This window comes from Bacillus sp. FSL E2-8887 (assembly GCF_038007205.1).
GTDB lineage: Bacteria > Bacillota > Bacilli > Bacillales > Bacillaceae_G > Bacillus_A > Bacillus_A mycoides.
The window spans coordinates 4,170,638-4,185,719 of record NZ_JBBOWS010000001.1; the positions used below are offsets into that span (position 1 = coordinate 4,170,638).

Genomic DNA, 15,082 nt, shown 5'->3' on the forward strand with positions numbered 1-15,082 from the left:
TTTGGTTGTTTGCTATTTTAATTCGACAACTGTTACGCCTAGGCCTCCCTCGCCCATGTCACCGTAGCGGTAGGTTTTCACACCGCGATGTTTCTTCAAGTAATCTTGTACACCTTGGCGAAGCGCTCCTGTTCCTTTACCGTGAATAATTGATACACGAGGATAGCTTGCAAGCTGTGCATCGTCTAAATATTTTTCAACGCGCATCATTGCATCTTCATAACGTTCGCCGCGAAGGTCTAGCTCTAACGACACGTGATAATCTCTACCCTTCACACTTGCGACTGCTTTTTTCTCAGTTTGCTTCGGTGTATTAATGTATTCCATATTGGATTCTTTCACTTTCATCTTCAGAATACCAATTTGTACGCTCCACTCTGTATCACTTACTTTTTCAAGCAATTGACCTTTTTGACCGAACGTTAACACTTTTACTTCATCACCTGATCGTAACTGTTGTTTTGGCGCTGTGTTTTTCACGTTTACTTTTTGTTTCTTCACAAGCTCTGGCGCCGCACCTTCTAGACGGCTCTTCGCTTCAATAAGCTCATGGTCTTTCACGTTTATAAGCTGTGCTTTACGCAATTGACGAAGTTCTTGAATAATGCCTTCTGCTTCTTGCTTTGCAGCTTCGACTTTTTCTTCCCCTTCTTTTTGCGCTTTTAATAATTTTTCATCGCGCTCATCGTTAAATTCAATAATTTGACGTTGTAATTCACGATGAAGTTTTTCAGATTGCTTACGATGCTCTTCCGCTTCTTTTCGTTCGCGCTCTGCATTTTTTTGGCTTTCTTCTAGCTTTGCAATCATATTTTCGATTTTGTTCGTATCTGTACTAATATGGTTACGAGCGCGATCAATAACGCGATCAGACAAACCAAGACGCTTCGAAATTTCAAAGGCGTTACTACGTCCTGGTACACCGATTAATAATTTGTACGTTGGGCTTAATGTATTCACATCGAACTCAACACTCGCATTAATAACTTGCTCACGATTGTATCCATATGCTTTTAATTCTGGGTAATGCGTCGTTGCAACAACGCGAGCACCACGGTTACATACTTCATCTAAAATAGAAATCGCTAGTGCAGCCCCTTCTTGCGGATCTGTCCCAGCACCTAATTCATCAAATAGGACTAAACTTTCAAAATCAGCTTTTTCTAAAATATCTACAATGTTTACCATATGAGAAGAGAATGTACTTAAATTTTGTTCAATCGATTGCTCATCACCGATATCAGCAAAGATGTTTTTAAATACACATATCTCTGATTCATCCATTACTGGGATATGAAGACCAGATTGCGCCATTAAGACACAAATACCGACTGTTTTAAGTGTAACTGTTTTACCACCTGTATTCGGTCCTGTAATAACGATTGTTGTAAAGTCTTTACCAAGCATAATGTTATTTGGCACGATAATTTCCGGATCAATAAGCGGATGGCGTGCTTGTTTTAAATCCATGTAGCGTTCATTATTTACGATTGGCTTCGTCGCTTTAATTCGCTTCGCATAAAGAGCTTTCGCAAAAATAAAATCAAGATTTGCAACTACTTCTACGTTTGATAAAACAATATCAGCTTCCACTGCTACTTCTTCCGTTAACATCATTAAAATGCGTTCTACTTCTTGTTTTTCTTTCACACGTGCTTCTTGAAGTGCGTTATTTAATTCCACGATTACTTGCGGTTCGATAAATAATGTTTGTCCAGAAGCAGATTGATCGTGAACAATACCACCATATACGCCGCGGTATTCTTGTTTTACCGGGATTACGTAGCGTTCGTTACGAATCGTTACAATTGCATCTGATAACATTTTTTGCGCGTTTGAAGAACGCGTCATGTTTTCTAATTTCTCACGAATACGGCTTTCCGCAGTACGAATTTGATTACGAATACCACGCAATTTGTCACTTGCGCTATCGACTACTTCACCGCCGTCACCAATACAATTTGTAATCTTCTTTTCTAAATCATATAAAGACACAATTTGTGCGACATGTGTTTCTAAAATTGGAAGCTCAACACCGTTGTCAATCATATCGTCAATGAAACGTTTCATTTGGCGACTACCGTACATCGTACTTGCGATTTCAATTAATTCATGAGGACTTAACATACTTCCAATTTTCGCACGCTTAATATTTGCACGAATATCAGAAATCCCTCCAAGTGGTACATGTCCTTTTAAACGGATGACTTTCGCTGCCTCATCCGTTGTTTCTTGCAATTCCACAATTTCTTCAAAATCTGTGCTTGGCACTAAATTCTTCACTTTATCACGACCAAGTGAAGATGCTGTATGTTCAAGTAATTGTTCTTTTACTTTATTGTATTCTAATACACGCAACGTTCGTTCTAACATGTTGCAGGTCCCCCCTGTATTACTTATTACGTTTAATATAGTCTAATAAACGTTCAATATCCCATGTGTTAATCACGTTATCTTTTTGAATCCAACCTTTACGCGCTGCTGCTACACCTGTTTCCATATCTTCTAACATTTCAAGTGTATGGGCATCCGTATTAATCGCTACTTTTACACCAGCATCTTGTGCTTGTTTTAATAATTTCGCGCTTAAATCTAGACGGTTTGGATTTGCATTTAATTCTAAAACTGTATTTGTTTCTTTTGCGAGCTGGATTAATAAATCTGTATCTACATCGTAACCCTCACGGCGCCCAAGAAGACGTCCTGTCGGATGAGCAATCATTGTGACATGCTTATTCTCAAGTGCAGTGCGAAGACGCTTCATAATCGTTTCACGGTCTTGTGAGAAGCTAGAGTGAATGGCTCCAATGACATAATCTAGTTCTGCTAATACTTCATCGTCAAAATCAAGTGTCGCATCTGGTAAAATGTCCATTTCAATCCCGCGCAAAATTGTAATGTCTGGATACTTTTCATTCATACGTTCAATTTCTTTCGCTTGTTCACGAAGACGCTCTTTCGTTAAACCGTTTGCTACTTTCAAGTATTGCGAGTGATCAGTAATTGCCATAAATTTATATCCACGAGCGCGGCACGCTTGCACCATTTCTTCAATTGAAAAAGCACCGTCACTCCACGTTGTATGCATATGTAAATCACCCTGTATATCAGAGAACTGAATTAAGTTCGGATACTCTTTAATTAATTCAATTTCTTTTCCATCTTCACGCACTTCTGGTGGGATGAATGGAAGGCCAAAGTGGGCGAAGAATGCTTCTTCTGTTTCGAATGTTTTCACTTCACCTGTCTCTAAGATTTCCACACCGTATTCACTAATTTTCTCGCCTCTATCTTTCGCAATTTGGCGCATTTTTACGTTATGGTCTTTTGATCCTGTGAAATGGTGAAGAGTTGTAATAAATTCTTCTGGTTTTACTAAGCGGAAGTCAATTGAAATATCATATTCATATTGAAGACGAACAGATACTTTCGTATCTCCACTTGCAATCACTTCAATCATATTATCAAATTGTAGTAAATGTTCACGCACTACTGCTGGCTCTGTCGTTGCAATGATGAAATCTAAGTCCTTCACTGTCTCACGAACACGGCGTAAACTACCAGCGCGTGAGAAACGAATTATTTCAGCAACATTCGACAATTTCTCCTCTATTTCCCCGGCAATAGGCAATACCATCGCAATTGGTAACCGCTCTGGACGAGAGCCTACTTGATCAATTGCTTCTAATATTTTCTCTTCTGTTTTCTTACCGAAACCTGCTAAAGCTTGTACTTTATTTTCCTCACAAACCGCTTTTAGCGATTCCATATCAACAACACCAAGTTCTTTATATAACTTAGCTACCTTTTTACCACCAAGGCCTGGTAATTTTAATAACGGTAATAAGCTACTTGGCACTTCTTTCTCAAGCTCTTGTAATACTTCAGATGTTCCCGATTCTATATATTCTTGAATAACTGCTGCTGTTCCTTTTCCAATGCCCGGAATCTTCGTGAAATCTTCAATCTCAGAAAGACTACGATCGTCACTTTCTAATGCTGCCGCCGCTTTACGGAATGCAGATATTTTAAATGGATTCGCGCCCTTTAGTTCCATAAATAGGCCGATTGTCTCTAGTAATTTGATAACTTGTTTTTTATTCACTTTCATCATTGCCCCGCCTTTCTTTCATAGAAAAAAACTTCTCTTTCCGAAAAAAGAGAAGTTACACTCTGCTACCTGTCTGCCATAGTTCCTTCACCTTTTCAGAAAGAATCGGTGTATCGTCTACAATTATTTTGCTAATTGATGATTTTTGTAATGGTGTTTGTATTTGTTCAATTGGAAGAATTGTTCCAACAATAATTAAGACAAACAGAATGATATACACTTCTAAAAAGCCAAGAAGTGCCCCAGCAACCGCATTGACTTGCTTTAAAACTGGGATTTCTGCAAACATATTCAGTAAATTACCAAGTAGTGAAAGTGCGATTTTTGTAATAATAAATAATACAATAAACGCAATTGCTTGATAGAAGACACCCTCAATATTATTCGCATCTATCCATTCTGGAACAGATACATTCTTATCGAATGGATACGGAATAAATTTCGCAAGCGTTGGCGCTAAATCTTTACAGTACCAGTATGCAACGAGGTATGCGATAATAAAGCTTGTTAACTTTACAAGTTGCAAAATAAATCCTCTGCGTAAACCGAGGAAAAATCCCATAACAAGCAATAAAATGATAATAATATCAATCATGTTTATTCCATTCCTTTTTGTGTCATACTTTCTTTCAACTTCTCATGTTCTTCTTTTAATTTTATGTAATCGTGTATGACGTTTACCGCCGTCAATACCGCTAGTCTACTCGTATCAAGCGAAGGATTCTTGGCATTGAGTTCGCGCATTTTATCATCCACAATCGCTGCTACCATGCGGATATGACTTGTACTTTCATCGCCAACAACTGAATACTGTTGGCCATATATTTCTACATTAATTCGACTTTTATTTCCCTTTTGTTGTGACAACTCACCGGCCTCCAATCACGTACAGAATCCTAAAGTTTATCATACCATGAACCATCATAATATGGAAACAGAAAGAACAATCCGATATGATAAAAATAACAACATAAAAAAGGAGCGACCATTTTGTCAAATTCTATCGTAATACAAACAAGTTCTACAGTAATTGAAGACATGAAACAACAATACAAACAAGCACTTAGCCCCAAAATTCCGCAAGGCGGTATCTTTATGGCAAAGGTTCCATCTTGCACAATTACAGCCTATAAATCAGGGAAAGTAATGTTTCAAGGTGGACGTGCTGAAGCAGAGGCTTCTCGTTGGCAAACTGTCTCTCAAACACCAAAATCCGCTGTAAAAAAATCGGTCAATTCGCATCAATATGCACCACCTTCTTCTATTGGTACAATGTCGATTTTAGGGTCCGATGAAGTAGGTACTGGAGATTTCTTTGGACCGATGACAGTTGTTGCTGTATATGTGGATGCGAAGCAAATTCCACTTTTAAAAGAACTCGGTGTAAAAGACTCCAAAAACTTAAATGATGCTCAAATTGCTGAGATTGCAAAACAACTCCTTCACGTTGTTCCTTACAGCTCCCTCGTTCTTCATAATGAAAAATATAACGAGCTATTTGATAAAGGAAACAACCAAGGTAAACTAAAAGCTTTACTACATAACAAAGCCATCACAAACTTATTGGCTAAAATTGCACCTACAACACCTGAGGGTATCTTAATCGACCAATTTACACAGCCTGATACATACTATAAATATTTAGCGAAACAAAAACAGGTACAGCGTGAAAATGTTTACTTCGCTACAAAAGGTGAAAGTGTCCATTTAGCAGTAGCCGCCGCTTCTATTTTAGCTCGTTACTCATTCGTAAAACAATTTGACGAACTAAGCAAAAAAGCTGGTATGCAACTTCCGAAAGGTGCTGGTAAACAAGTTGATATTGCCGCTGCTAAATTAATTCAAAAAGTCGGTAAAGAAAGACTACCTGAATTTGTGAAAGTGCATTTTGCTAATACAGAGAAGGCGTTTCGCTTATTAAAAAAATAACTACTTTTTAGTATCGACAGGATATGGATGAACTAAACAAGGCGAAAAGAATTGAATTCTTTTCGCCTTTTATGAATGAAAAATGGATAAATAGGATCTCACACGTTCCTATTTTTGTCGCACTTCTTCGTTATATCGATATATATTTAAATTTAGGACAATATATATTCACTATTCAACTAAAAAAAGAGAGTCTCCATGACTCCCTTTTTATGTTTAACTTCGTTTCTGCTTCTTATTTGATGAAGGTACTTTATAAGAACCCGTTTCATGCGTAGTCGTTCCTTGTCCTTCCACTTCCGGAGAACCTAAGCTTGATCTAGAATGGTCTGTTTTCACTTTCTTACTCATTACAATCACCCCCAAGATTACTTTTCACTTAAGAGTAAAAAACTATTCAGCATAGCCATCTGAACATATACTGGCTACTCTTTTATCCTCCTGTCTGTTTTTCACTAATGTCCCATAGACGTTTTGCGGCATCCTTATCTAAGGCAGCTTCAGACATTTTTCCTATTTGCTTATCGGCATAGTAATAACCACTATGATCAGTAAATTCAGTTGATTCTGCTAGCCATATTAGAGTTTCAGCACCTTCCTCGGGTGTACGAGAGAAAGGTTTCATTGCAGCCATAGTTAAGCGAGCAACCAGACCATTGTCCTGGTTAAAATTCGTATCCACTAGCCCTGGATCAAAGCTATAGGCACTAACACTCGTTCCCTCCAACCGCTGTGCCAATTCAGAGGTGAATAAAATGTTAGCCAGTTTTGTTTGCGCATAACGCATTGTGGGACCGCCCATGAACTTCTTAACACCGCGATAAAGTTGTTCTGCATCTAGATCACCGAAGTCAATTCCCTTTTTAGCCATTTTGTGACCGTGAGATGCAGTGGTAATGACACGAGCAGGAGCACTTTCTTTTAAACGCTCCAACAACAAATTAGTGAGTAAGAATGGACCTAAATGGTTTACCGCCCAGGTCATCTCCAAACCGTCCTTCGTAAGCTGCCTTGTTTGAAATAAAGCACCAGCATTATTCACTAATATATCTATTCTCGGACACCTTTCTAAAATATTAGTAGCTACCCGGCGTATAGATTGTTGGGAAGCCATATCAGCTAAAAATATATCTACCACTGCATTCCCATTCGTTACATTTTTAATTCAAGTCATAACATCATTCGCTTTTGCTTCGTTACGTGCAATGATTCCTAGTTTGGCACCGCGTTCTGCAAATACCTTAGCTGCCGCTAATCCAATACCACTTGTTGCACCAGTGATTACTATATACTTGTCACGCAATGTCCACTTTGTATGACTTGGAATTTCTCCCATTGTACAAAAACCCCTTCCCTATAAATGTCGCATTCGTTTTACTTATATATGAAGTGGGAAGGGAACTATGAACAACATCTTTTCCAATCGTGAAATACTTTATAAAATTCGGCTTGTAGTTACACCCTTTCCAATAAAAAAAGCGAGAGGAAACCCTCTCGCTTTTTTCATATTTTAGAACTCAGAAGAACCTGGAGTTCTTGGGAATGGAATTACGTCACGGATGTTAGCCATGCCAGTAATGTACATTAGGAAGCGCTCGAAACCTAGACCGAATCCAGCGTGTTTTGTACCGCCGTATTTTCTAAGTTCTAAGTACCACCAGTAGTCCTCTTCGTTCATACCTAATTCTTTAATTCTGTCTACTAAAACGTCCATTCTTTCTTCACGTTGGCTACCGCCGATTAATTCGCCGATGCCAGGAACTAGAAGGTCAGTAGCAGCTACTGTTTTACCATCTTCGTTCATACGCATGTAGAATGCTTTAATGTCTTTCGGATAGTCAGTTACGAATACAGGGCGTTTGAAGATTTCTTCTGATAAGTATCTTTCGTGCTCTGTTTGTAAGTCAATACCCCATTCTACTGGGTATTTAAATTCAGCACCTGATTCTTGAAGTACTTTAATTGCTTCTGTATAAGTGATGCGACCGAAGTCAGAGTTGATCACGTTGTTCATACGCTCTAGAACTGTTTTATCAACGAAGCTGTTGAAGAAGTCCATTTCTTCTGGTGCATGCTCTAGTACGTATTTCATTGCATATTTCAGCATATCTTCTGTAAGATCCATTACATCGCCTAACTCAGCGAATGCAATCTCAGGCTCAACCATCCAGAACTCAGCTGCGTGGCGAGTTGTGTTTGAGTTTTCTGCACGGAATGTAGGACCGAATGTGTACACATCACGGAATGCTAACGCATAAGCTTCAGCATTAAGCTGTCCACTTACTGTTAAGTTTGTTTCTTTACCGAAGAAGTCTTTTGATTCGTCAACTTGTCCGTCTTCACCTTTAGGTACGTTGTTTAAATCTTGCGTTGTTACGCGGAACATTTCGCCTGCACCTTCTGTATCACTACCAGTGATGATTGGTGTGTGAACATGTACGAATCCACGCTCTTGGAAGAACTGGTGAATCGCAAATGCTGCGATAGAACGCACACGGAACGTTGCAGAGAATGCATTTGTTCTTGGACGTAAGTGAGCGATTGTACGTAAGTATTCAAACGTATGACGCTTCTTTTGAAGTGGGTAATCAGAATCTGATAAGCCCTCGATATCAATTTTTTCTGCTTTAATTTCAAATGGTTGCTTCGCTCCAGGCGTTGCAATTACTTTACCTTCTACTTTAACTGAAGAGCTTAGTGGAAGCTTTGCAATTTCTTTGAAGTTCTCTAATTCTGTATCGAAAACGATTTGAACACCTTTGAAGAAGCTACCGTCGTTTAATTCGATGAAACCAAATGCTTTTGAATCACGTAAGTTACGAATCCAACCCGATACTTGTACTGTTTGATCTGCGTATTTATCTGTATCTCTATACAGACTTTTTACTAATGTGTTTTCCATAGTAAAATTCTCCTTTACTCATATATTTAAATACAAAAAAACCTTTCATCCATAAAGGGACGAAAGGTTAAACTTCGCGGTACCACCCAATTTGTCATAAAGACCAACTTTAACTCGTATGTAATACATACTTCCCGGTTTGTAACAGGCCGGATTCCCGTCTAAGCCTACTCTTGAATACAAGTTTCAATTTCGGTTAGCAACTCCAAGGTGTTCTTCACATATACCGCCTCATCAGGCTCTCACCGTCCCTGACTCGCTTTGGATTATAGTATATACTACTTTTCCTTATCATCGTCTTTCGTTTTGTTAAACTAAAATTAATGTACTACATTCGAGAGAAAGATGCAAGATGCCAGAAAATATATCAGCGATTTTTATAATATATCGACTTACCGACATTTTCCGACAATCGTGCCATAAAAAAATTGCCGGACTTAATCCGGCAATTTTTTATTACTTACGTAACTCCGCACCAAATTTCTCTTCTACCGCTGTTAATACACGGTTATGTGCTTCTGTTACTTCTTCGTCTGTTAATGTACGTTCTGCATCGAAGTAGTTCATAGAGAATGCAAGTGATTTCTTGCCTTCTTCCATTTTTTCACCTTCGTATAAGTCGAATAGTGCTACGTCTTTCAGAAGTTCTCCGCCAGCTTCAGCAATGACTTGCTTCATTTCACCAGCTTTTGTTTCTGTTGTTACTACAACAGCCATATCACGTGTCATAGATGGGAAACGTGGAATTGCTAAGTAGTAAGTTTCCTCAGCGTCTGCACCGAATACTTTTGCAAGAGATAATTCGAATACGAATGTATTTTTCACATCTAATTGTTTTTCTGTTTCCGGGTGCAATTGACCGATGAATCCGATTGCTTCACCATCTAATACGATGTCAGCTGTACGGCCTGGGTGCATACCTTCACGTTTTGCTGGTGCATAAGTGATTTGATTTGCCACACCAAGTACGTCGAATAATCCTTCTAATACACCTTTAACAACGAAGAAGTCTACAACTTTCTTCTCACCTTGCCATGCATGGTGAAGAGCAAGACCTGTCATAACACCTGCAAGATGTTGTTCTTCTTTCGGAAGTTCTCCTGCTTCTGTTGGTAAGAAGATAGAACCTACTTCATATAATGCAACGCTGTCGTTTTTACGTGCAACATTGTATGAAACTGCTTCTAACAATTGTGGCACTAAGCTTAAACGAAGTTGGCTACGCTCTTCGCTCATTGGAAGCGCAAGATTTACAGGAGCTTTTTCGTTCGGCTCAATCATATATTGTTTCGCTTTGTCAGCGCTTGTTAATGAATATGTGATTGCTTCATATAAACCAGCACCTTCTAGGAAGCGGCGTACTTTACGACGTTTCGTTTGTGCTGATGTTAATTTACCACGTGTCATTGTTCCAGATGGTAATGTAACTGGAATGTGATCATAACCATACAGACGACCTACTTCTTCTACTAAGTCTTCTGAAATTGTAATGTCAGGACGACGTGCTGGTACATTTACATGGAATGTTCCTTCTACTTCTGTGAATGGGAATTTTAAGTTTGTGAACATTGTACCCATTTCACTCGCAGAAATATCTGTACCTAATACACGGTTTACTTTTTCAGCTGTAACAGATACTGTACGTTCTTGTACTTGTAAGTTATCAGCTTCTACTACACCTTCAAGTGCTTCTCCACCAGCGTATTTTGCCATTAAAGCAGCTGCATGTTGAATTGCTTCAAATGTACGTGTTGGGTCGATTCCTTTTTCAAAACGTGCACTTGATTCGCTACGAAGACCTAAGTCTTTTGATGTACGACGCACTGTTTGACCTGCAAAGTATGCAGACTCAATTAGAACGTTTACTGTCTCGCTATCAACTTCAGAATCCGCTCCGCCCATTACACCAGCAACAGCTAACGCTTTTGTGCCGTTTGTAATTACAAGATGGTGGCTTTGTAACGTACGTTCTTGAGCATCTAATGTTTGAATCTTTTCGCCTTCTTTTGCAAGACGAACAACGATTTCTTTTGAACCTAATTTATCGTAATCGAATGCATGTAACGGTTGACCGTATTCCATTAAAATGTAGTTTGTAATATCAACTACATTACTAATTGGACGAATGCCAGCTGCCATAAGACGAGTTTGCATCCACATTGGTGATGGACCAATCTTTACGTTCTTCACCATTTTTGCAATATATAATGGGTTTTCTTCTTTCGCTTCTACACTTACAGAAATGTAATCAGAAGTTTTTTCTGCTGTTTCTTGTAAGTCGATAGCTGGAAGTTTTACTTCACGGCCGTAAATAGCAGCTACTTCATATGCAACACCTAACATGTTTAAGCAATCTGCACGGTTTGGTGTTAAACCAAGCTCAAGTACTTCATCATGTAAATTTAAAATTTCAAGTGCATCTGCACCAACTTCAGCATCACTTGGGAAGATGAAGATACCGTCTGCATATTCTTTCGCAACGAATTTCCCATCAATACCAAGCTCTTGAAGAGCACAAACCATACCGTGAGAAGCTTCCCCGCGTAGTTTTGCTTTTTTAATTTTGAAGTTACCAGGAAGCACAGCGCCAACTTTTGCAACTGGTACTTTTAAACCTTTTGCAATGTTAGCAGCTCCACAAATAATTTGAACCGGTTCTTCTTCACCGATATCGATTAAGCATTTGCTTAATTTATCAGCTTCTGGGTGTTTTTCACATTCTAATACGTGACCAACTACAACACCTTTTACACCTTTATTTAATACTTCAACACCTTCTACTTCAATACCACTTTTCGTGATTTTGTCTGCTAGTTCTTGTGCTGTTACATCTTTAATATCTACATACTCTTGTAACCAACGATATGATACGAACATATTTATCCTCTCCTTCCCTTACGCTCGTTTGAATTGTTGTAAGAAACGTACATCATTTGTATAGAAATGACGAATGTCATCTACGCCGTATTTCAACATTGCGATACGCTCTGCGCCCATACCGAATGCGAAACCTTGATATTCTTTTGAATCATAACCAGCCATTTCAAGTACGTTCGGGTGAACCATACCTGCTCCTAAAATTTCGATCCAGCCAGTCCCTTTACAAGTGCCACAACCTTTACCGTGACACATCATACAAGAAATATCCATCTCTACAGACGGCTCTGTGAATGGGAAGAAACTTGGACGAAGACGGATTTCACGATCTTCACCGAACATCTTTTTCACGAATACTTGCAGTGTACCTTTTAAGTCACTCATGCGAATGTTTTTATCAATTACAAGACCTTCAATTTGCATGAATTGGTGTGAATGCGTTGCATCATCGTCATCGCGGCGATACACTTTACCAGGACAAATAATTTTAATCGGTCCTTTTTCTTTATTCTTTTCCATCGTACGTGCTTGCACAGAAGATGTATGTGTACGTAGTAACGTTTCTTCTGTAATGTAGAATGTATCTTGCATATCACGCGCTGGGTGATCTTTCGGTAAGTTTAATGCTTCGAAGTTGTAGTAGTCTTTTTCTACTTCTGTTCCTTCAGCTACTTCATAACCCATACCGATGAATACATCTTCAATTTGTTCAACAACTGCTGTTAACGGATGGTGACAACCTGTTTCAACAGGACGACCTGGCAGTGTAACATCAATTGTTTCAGTAGCTAATTTCGCCTCAATTACTGCTTTTTCTAAGTTACCAATTTTGTCTTCTAGACGCGTTTGAATCGCTTCACGTACTTCATTTACTAATGCTCCCATACGTGGACGCTCTTCTGCTGATAATTTTCCCATGCCGCGTAATACTTCTGTAATTGGACCTTTTTTCCCTAAATACGCTACGCGTACGTCGTTTAAGCCCTTTAGCTCTTTCGCTTCTTCAATAAGCTCTAACGCTTTTTGCTTTAGCTCTTTTAAACGTGCTTCCATTTGGAACCCTCCTAATTTTAAAAATAAAAAAACCCCGCTCCCAAAAAGGGACGAGGTAAATTCGCGGTACCACCCTAAATTGACAGAACAAGTCTGCCCACTCATTAGTTATAACGATCAATTCTGACCGGAACGCCTTTACATATAAATGGTCCTGGCGCCAACTCCAGAGGTGAATTCACTTCCATCTACCATAAGAATGCTTTCAGTCTACGGCACTCTCTCCCTATATGGCGATTTTGTAAGCTACTCTTCTCTATCAACGTTTTTCATTAATATACTTTTATTATATGTTCAAAAAAGTTCGATACTCATTTCACCACTTTTTTATGAACATGCACTTCAACTTATTATAAGAAGTTTTTTATCGATTCGCAACTGGGCTTTGTAAATAATACGTTAAAATCCCTGCTGCAACCGCAACATTTAATGATTCTGCCCCGCCGTAAATCGGAATATACAAGTTTTGATCACTTTTCGCAAGAATTTCTTGGCGTACGCCGCTTCCTTCATTCCCTACAATTAATGCAAAACTTCCAGCCGGGGTTACTTCAGCAAATGGAACTCCATTTTCAAGAGCTGTTCCATATACAGGGACGTTATTTTCTTTTAACTTGTCTACCCATTCTTCTAAGTTCCCTTTTACAACCGGTAAGTGGAAAATAGAACCTTGTGTAGATCGTAGTACTTTACTATTATAAACATCAACGCACCCTTCTCCAAGCACAACGGCATGAATACCAGCTGCATCCGCTGTACGAATAATCGTTCCCAAATTACCTGGGTCTTGAAGGCCGTCTAATAAAAGAAATTTCCCATCAGTAAGAGCTACTTCTTTCTCATGTTTCTCACAAACAGCAAATACACCTTGCGTTGTTTCTGTTTCGCGAAGTACTTTTACAATTGCTTCAGGCACAATATACATTTCAACATCATTAACTGTCCAATCTTTCGGAAGATCTGTCTGATCTGAAACGATAAGTTCTGTTACAACTCCTGCCTTTAACGCTTCCTCTACTAAATGGAATCCTTCTACAAAAAATAAAGCTTTGTTATCGCGCTCTTTTTTCGTCTGCAGCTTTTTCCACTGCTTCACACGCGGGTTTTGTACTGAATCAATGTTTTTCATAATATGTATTTCCCTCTCTTCTTGTCTTATCATTATAGCCTATTTTTCATACATATTTACATAAAAAAGAACAAAAACTAACGTCAGTTTCAATTCTGAAGAAGAGGTGAAAATAATGAGTTTTAATTTACGCGGCGCGGTATTAGCGAATGTATCTGGAAATTCACAAGACCAATTACAAGAAACGATTGTCGATGCAATTCAAAGCGGTGAAGAAAAAATGCTTCCAGGTCTTGGCGTTTTATTCGAAGTCATTTGGAAAAATGCTGATGAAAATGAAAAACACGAAATGTTAGGAACACTGGAGCAAGGATTAAAAAAATAAGCAATAAAAGGTCACCTTAGAAAAAAACTAAGGTGACCTTTTATGTCTATAAAATTTTTCTTCTCCTAAACATTTCTACTTTACTAACGCTACCCCGATGGAGTACAATGTTCAAAATACATTTAAACCGATCGATTTTTCTTCATGTACATCATTAGATAAAAGGAGTGAATGTTTTATGCAACGTATTACGCTTGAACAAGTTTTTAAACATCACATTACACAAAAATATGTAAACCGTTCTGGAATGGTCCACGCGATTGCTGTCGCTTACCATGCGTTTCACTTAGCCAAAAAGCATCACGCCTCAGTCGATGCTGCGACAAAGGCTGGCTTCCTTCATGATATCGGACATCATACGTGGTACACAGGCGGCGAATGGGACTATGACTTGTATAAAAAGAATGATATACATGCGATTAAAGGGGCAGAAAGATCTCATAAATTGCTTATTAGATTAGGAGAACATCCTAAACTAGCAAAAGAAATTTCTATTGCGATTCTTCTTCATACAGATTCTTTCTTAGTACAGCAAGAAATTGAAAGAACATCTCTTCAAAACATTATTAAATGGGCAGACGAAGCAGATGAAGAACCGGGCGGAGCGCACCATTATAGAACGATTTCTTACGAAAAAGCACTTAAAGCTATTCAGCAATTAGACCGATTGGTAGAGCGTGAATTACAAATAGAGCAAAAGAAATTGAATGACAAGGCAGAACATAGTTATCAATGAGAAAGAGGCATCACTATAGG

At 38.7% G+C, this 15,082-nt stretch carries 12 protein-coding genes, 1 pseudogene and 2 other annotated features; of the genes and pseudogenes, 3 read left to right on the plus strand and 10 right to left on the minus strand.

Annotated elements, in window-relative coordinates; translation table 11 throughout:
- Positions 1-12: 12 nt before the first annotated feature.
- The 4 genes from NSQ08_RS21375 to zapA are packed head-to-tail and all read right to left on the minus strand — an operon-like array spanning position 13 to position 4,978.
- Complete coding sequence (locus NSQ08_RS21375; protein ID WP_012261787.1) at positions 13-2,373, minus strand: endonuclease MutS2; 2,361 nt, start codon at positions 2,371-2,373, stop codon at positions 13-15.
- 19 nt (positions 2,374-2,392) lie between these two features.
- A complete protein-coding gene (gene polX / locus NSQ08_RS21380; protein ID WP_033709473.1) occupies positions 2,393-4,111 on the minus strand; it encodes a DNA polymerase/3'-5' exonuclease PolX in 1,719 nt (572 codons plus the stop codon).
- 55 nt (positions 4,112-4,166) lie between these two features.
- Positions 4,167-4,706: a CvpA family protein gene (locus tag NSQ08_RS21385; protein ID WP_002034246.1), complete on the minus strand. Its 540-nt coding sequence runs from the start codon at positions 4,704-4,706 to the stop codon at positions 4,167-4,169.
- Between the two features lie 2 nt (positions 4,707-4,708).
- Positions 4,709-4,978 (minus strand): cell division protein ZapA, encoded by a 270-nt coding sequence (zapA, locus tag NSQ08_RS21390; protein WP_002088902.1) that lies wholly within the window; start codon positions 4,976-4,978, stop codon positions 4,709-4,711.
- A gap of 123 nt (positions 4,979-5,101) precedes the next feature.
- Here zapA and rnhC point away from each other — a divergent pair, with 123 nt between their 5' ends.
- Positions 5,102-6,040: a ribonuclease HIII gene (gene rnhC, locus NSQ08_RS21395; protein ID WP_340778681.1), complete on the plus strand. Its 939-nt coding sequence runs from the start codon at positions 5,102-5,104 to the stop codon at positions 6,038-6,040.
- Positions 6,041-6,256: 216 nt separating this feature from the next.
- On the opposite strand, the gene NSQ08_RS21400 is transcribed toward rnhC, so the two are convergent.
- The 6 genes and pseudogenes from NSQ08_RS21400 to NSQ08_RS21425 form a co-directional block, all read right to left on the minus strand.
- The gene (locus tag NSQ08_RS21400) at positions 6,257-6,391 is read right to left on the minus strand and encodes a YuzL family protein (RefSeq protein ID WP_002112167.1); all 135 of its coding nucleotides are present in this window, start codon (positions 6,389-6,391) and stop codon (positions 6,257-6,259) included.
- A gap of 82 nt (positions 6,392-6,473) precedes the next feature.
- A pseudogene (locus NSQ08_RS21405) lies at positions 6,474-7,376 on the minus strand (SDR family oxidoreductase).
- A 174-nt stretch (positions 7,377-7,550) separates the two neighbouring features.
- A complete protein-coding gene (gene asnS / locus NSQ08_RS21410) occupies positions 7,551-8,942 on the minus strand; it encodes an asparagine--tRNA ligase (protein WP_002034242.1) in 1,392 nt (463 codons plus the stop codon).
- A 52-nt stretch (positions 8,943-8,994) separates the two neighbouring features.
- Positions 8,995-9,246, minus strand: a binding site (T-box leader).
- A 152-nt stretch (positions 9,247-9,398) separates the two neighbouring features.
- A complete protein-coding gene (gene pheT, locus NSQ08_RS21415; RefSeq protein WP_340778686.1) occupies positions 9,399-11,819 on the minus strand; it encodes a phenylalanine--tRNA ligase subunit beta in 2,421 nt (806 codons plus the stop codon).
- An 18-nt stretch (positions 11,820-11,837) separates the two neighbouring features.
- Entirely contained in the window at positions 11,838-12,872 is a 1,035-nt protein-coding gene (pheS, locus tag NSQ08_RS21420; RefSeq protein WP_002015457.1) for a phenylalanine--tRNA ligase subunit alpha, read from the minus strand.
- A 43-nt stretch (positions 12,873-12,915) separates the two neighbouring features.
- Positions 12,916-13,144, minus strand: a binding site (T-box leader).
- A gap of 92 nt (positions 13,145-13,236) precedes the next feature.
- Complete coding sequence (locus NSQ08_RS21425; RefSeq protein WP_002034240.1) at positions 13,237-14,034, minus strand: TrmH family RNA methyltransferase; 798 nt, start codon at positions 14,032-14,034, stop codon at positions 13,237-13,239.
- An 82-nt stretch (positions 14,035-14,116) separates the two neighbouring features.
- On the opposite strand from NSQ08_RS21425, the gene sspI reads away from it, so the two are divergent.
- Positions 14,117-14,326 (plus strand): small acid-soluble spore protein SspI, encoded by a 210-nt coding sequence (sspI, locus tag NSQ08_RS21430; protein ID WP_000009511.1) that lies wholly within the window; start codon positions 14,117-14,119, stop codon positions 14,324-14,326.
- Between the two features lie 178 nt (positions 14,327-14,504).
- Positions 14,505-15,062, plus strand: coding sequence for an HD domain-containing protein (locus tag NSQ08_RS21435; RefSeq protein WP_002143328.1), 558 nt, complete (start codon positions 14,505-14,507; stop codon positions 15,060-15,062).
- Positions 15,063-15,082: the final 20 nt, after the last annotated feature.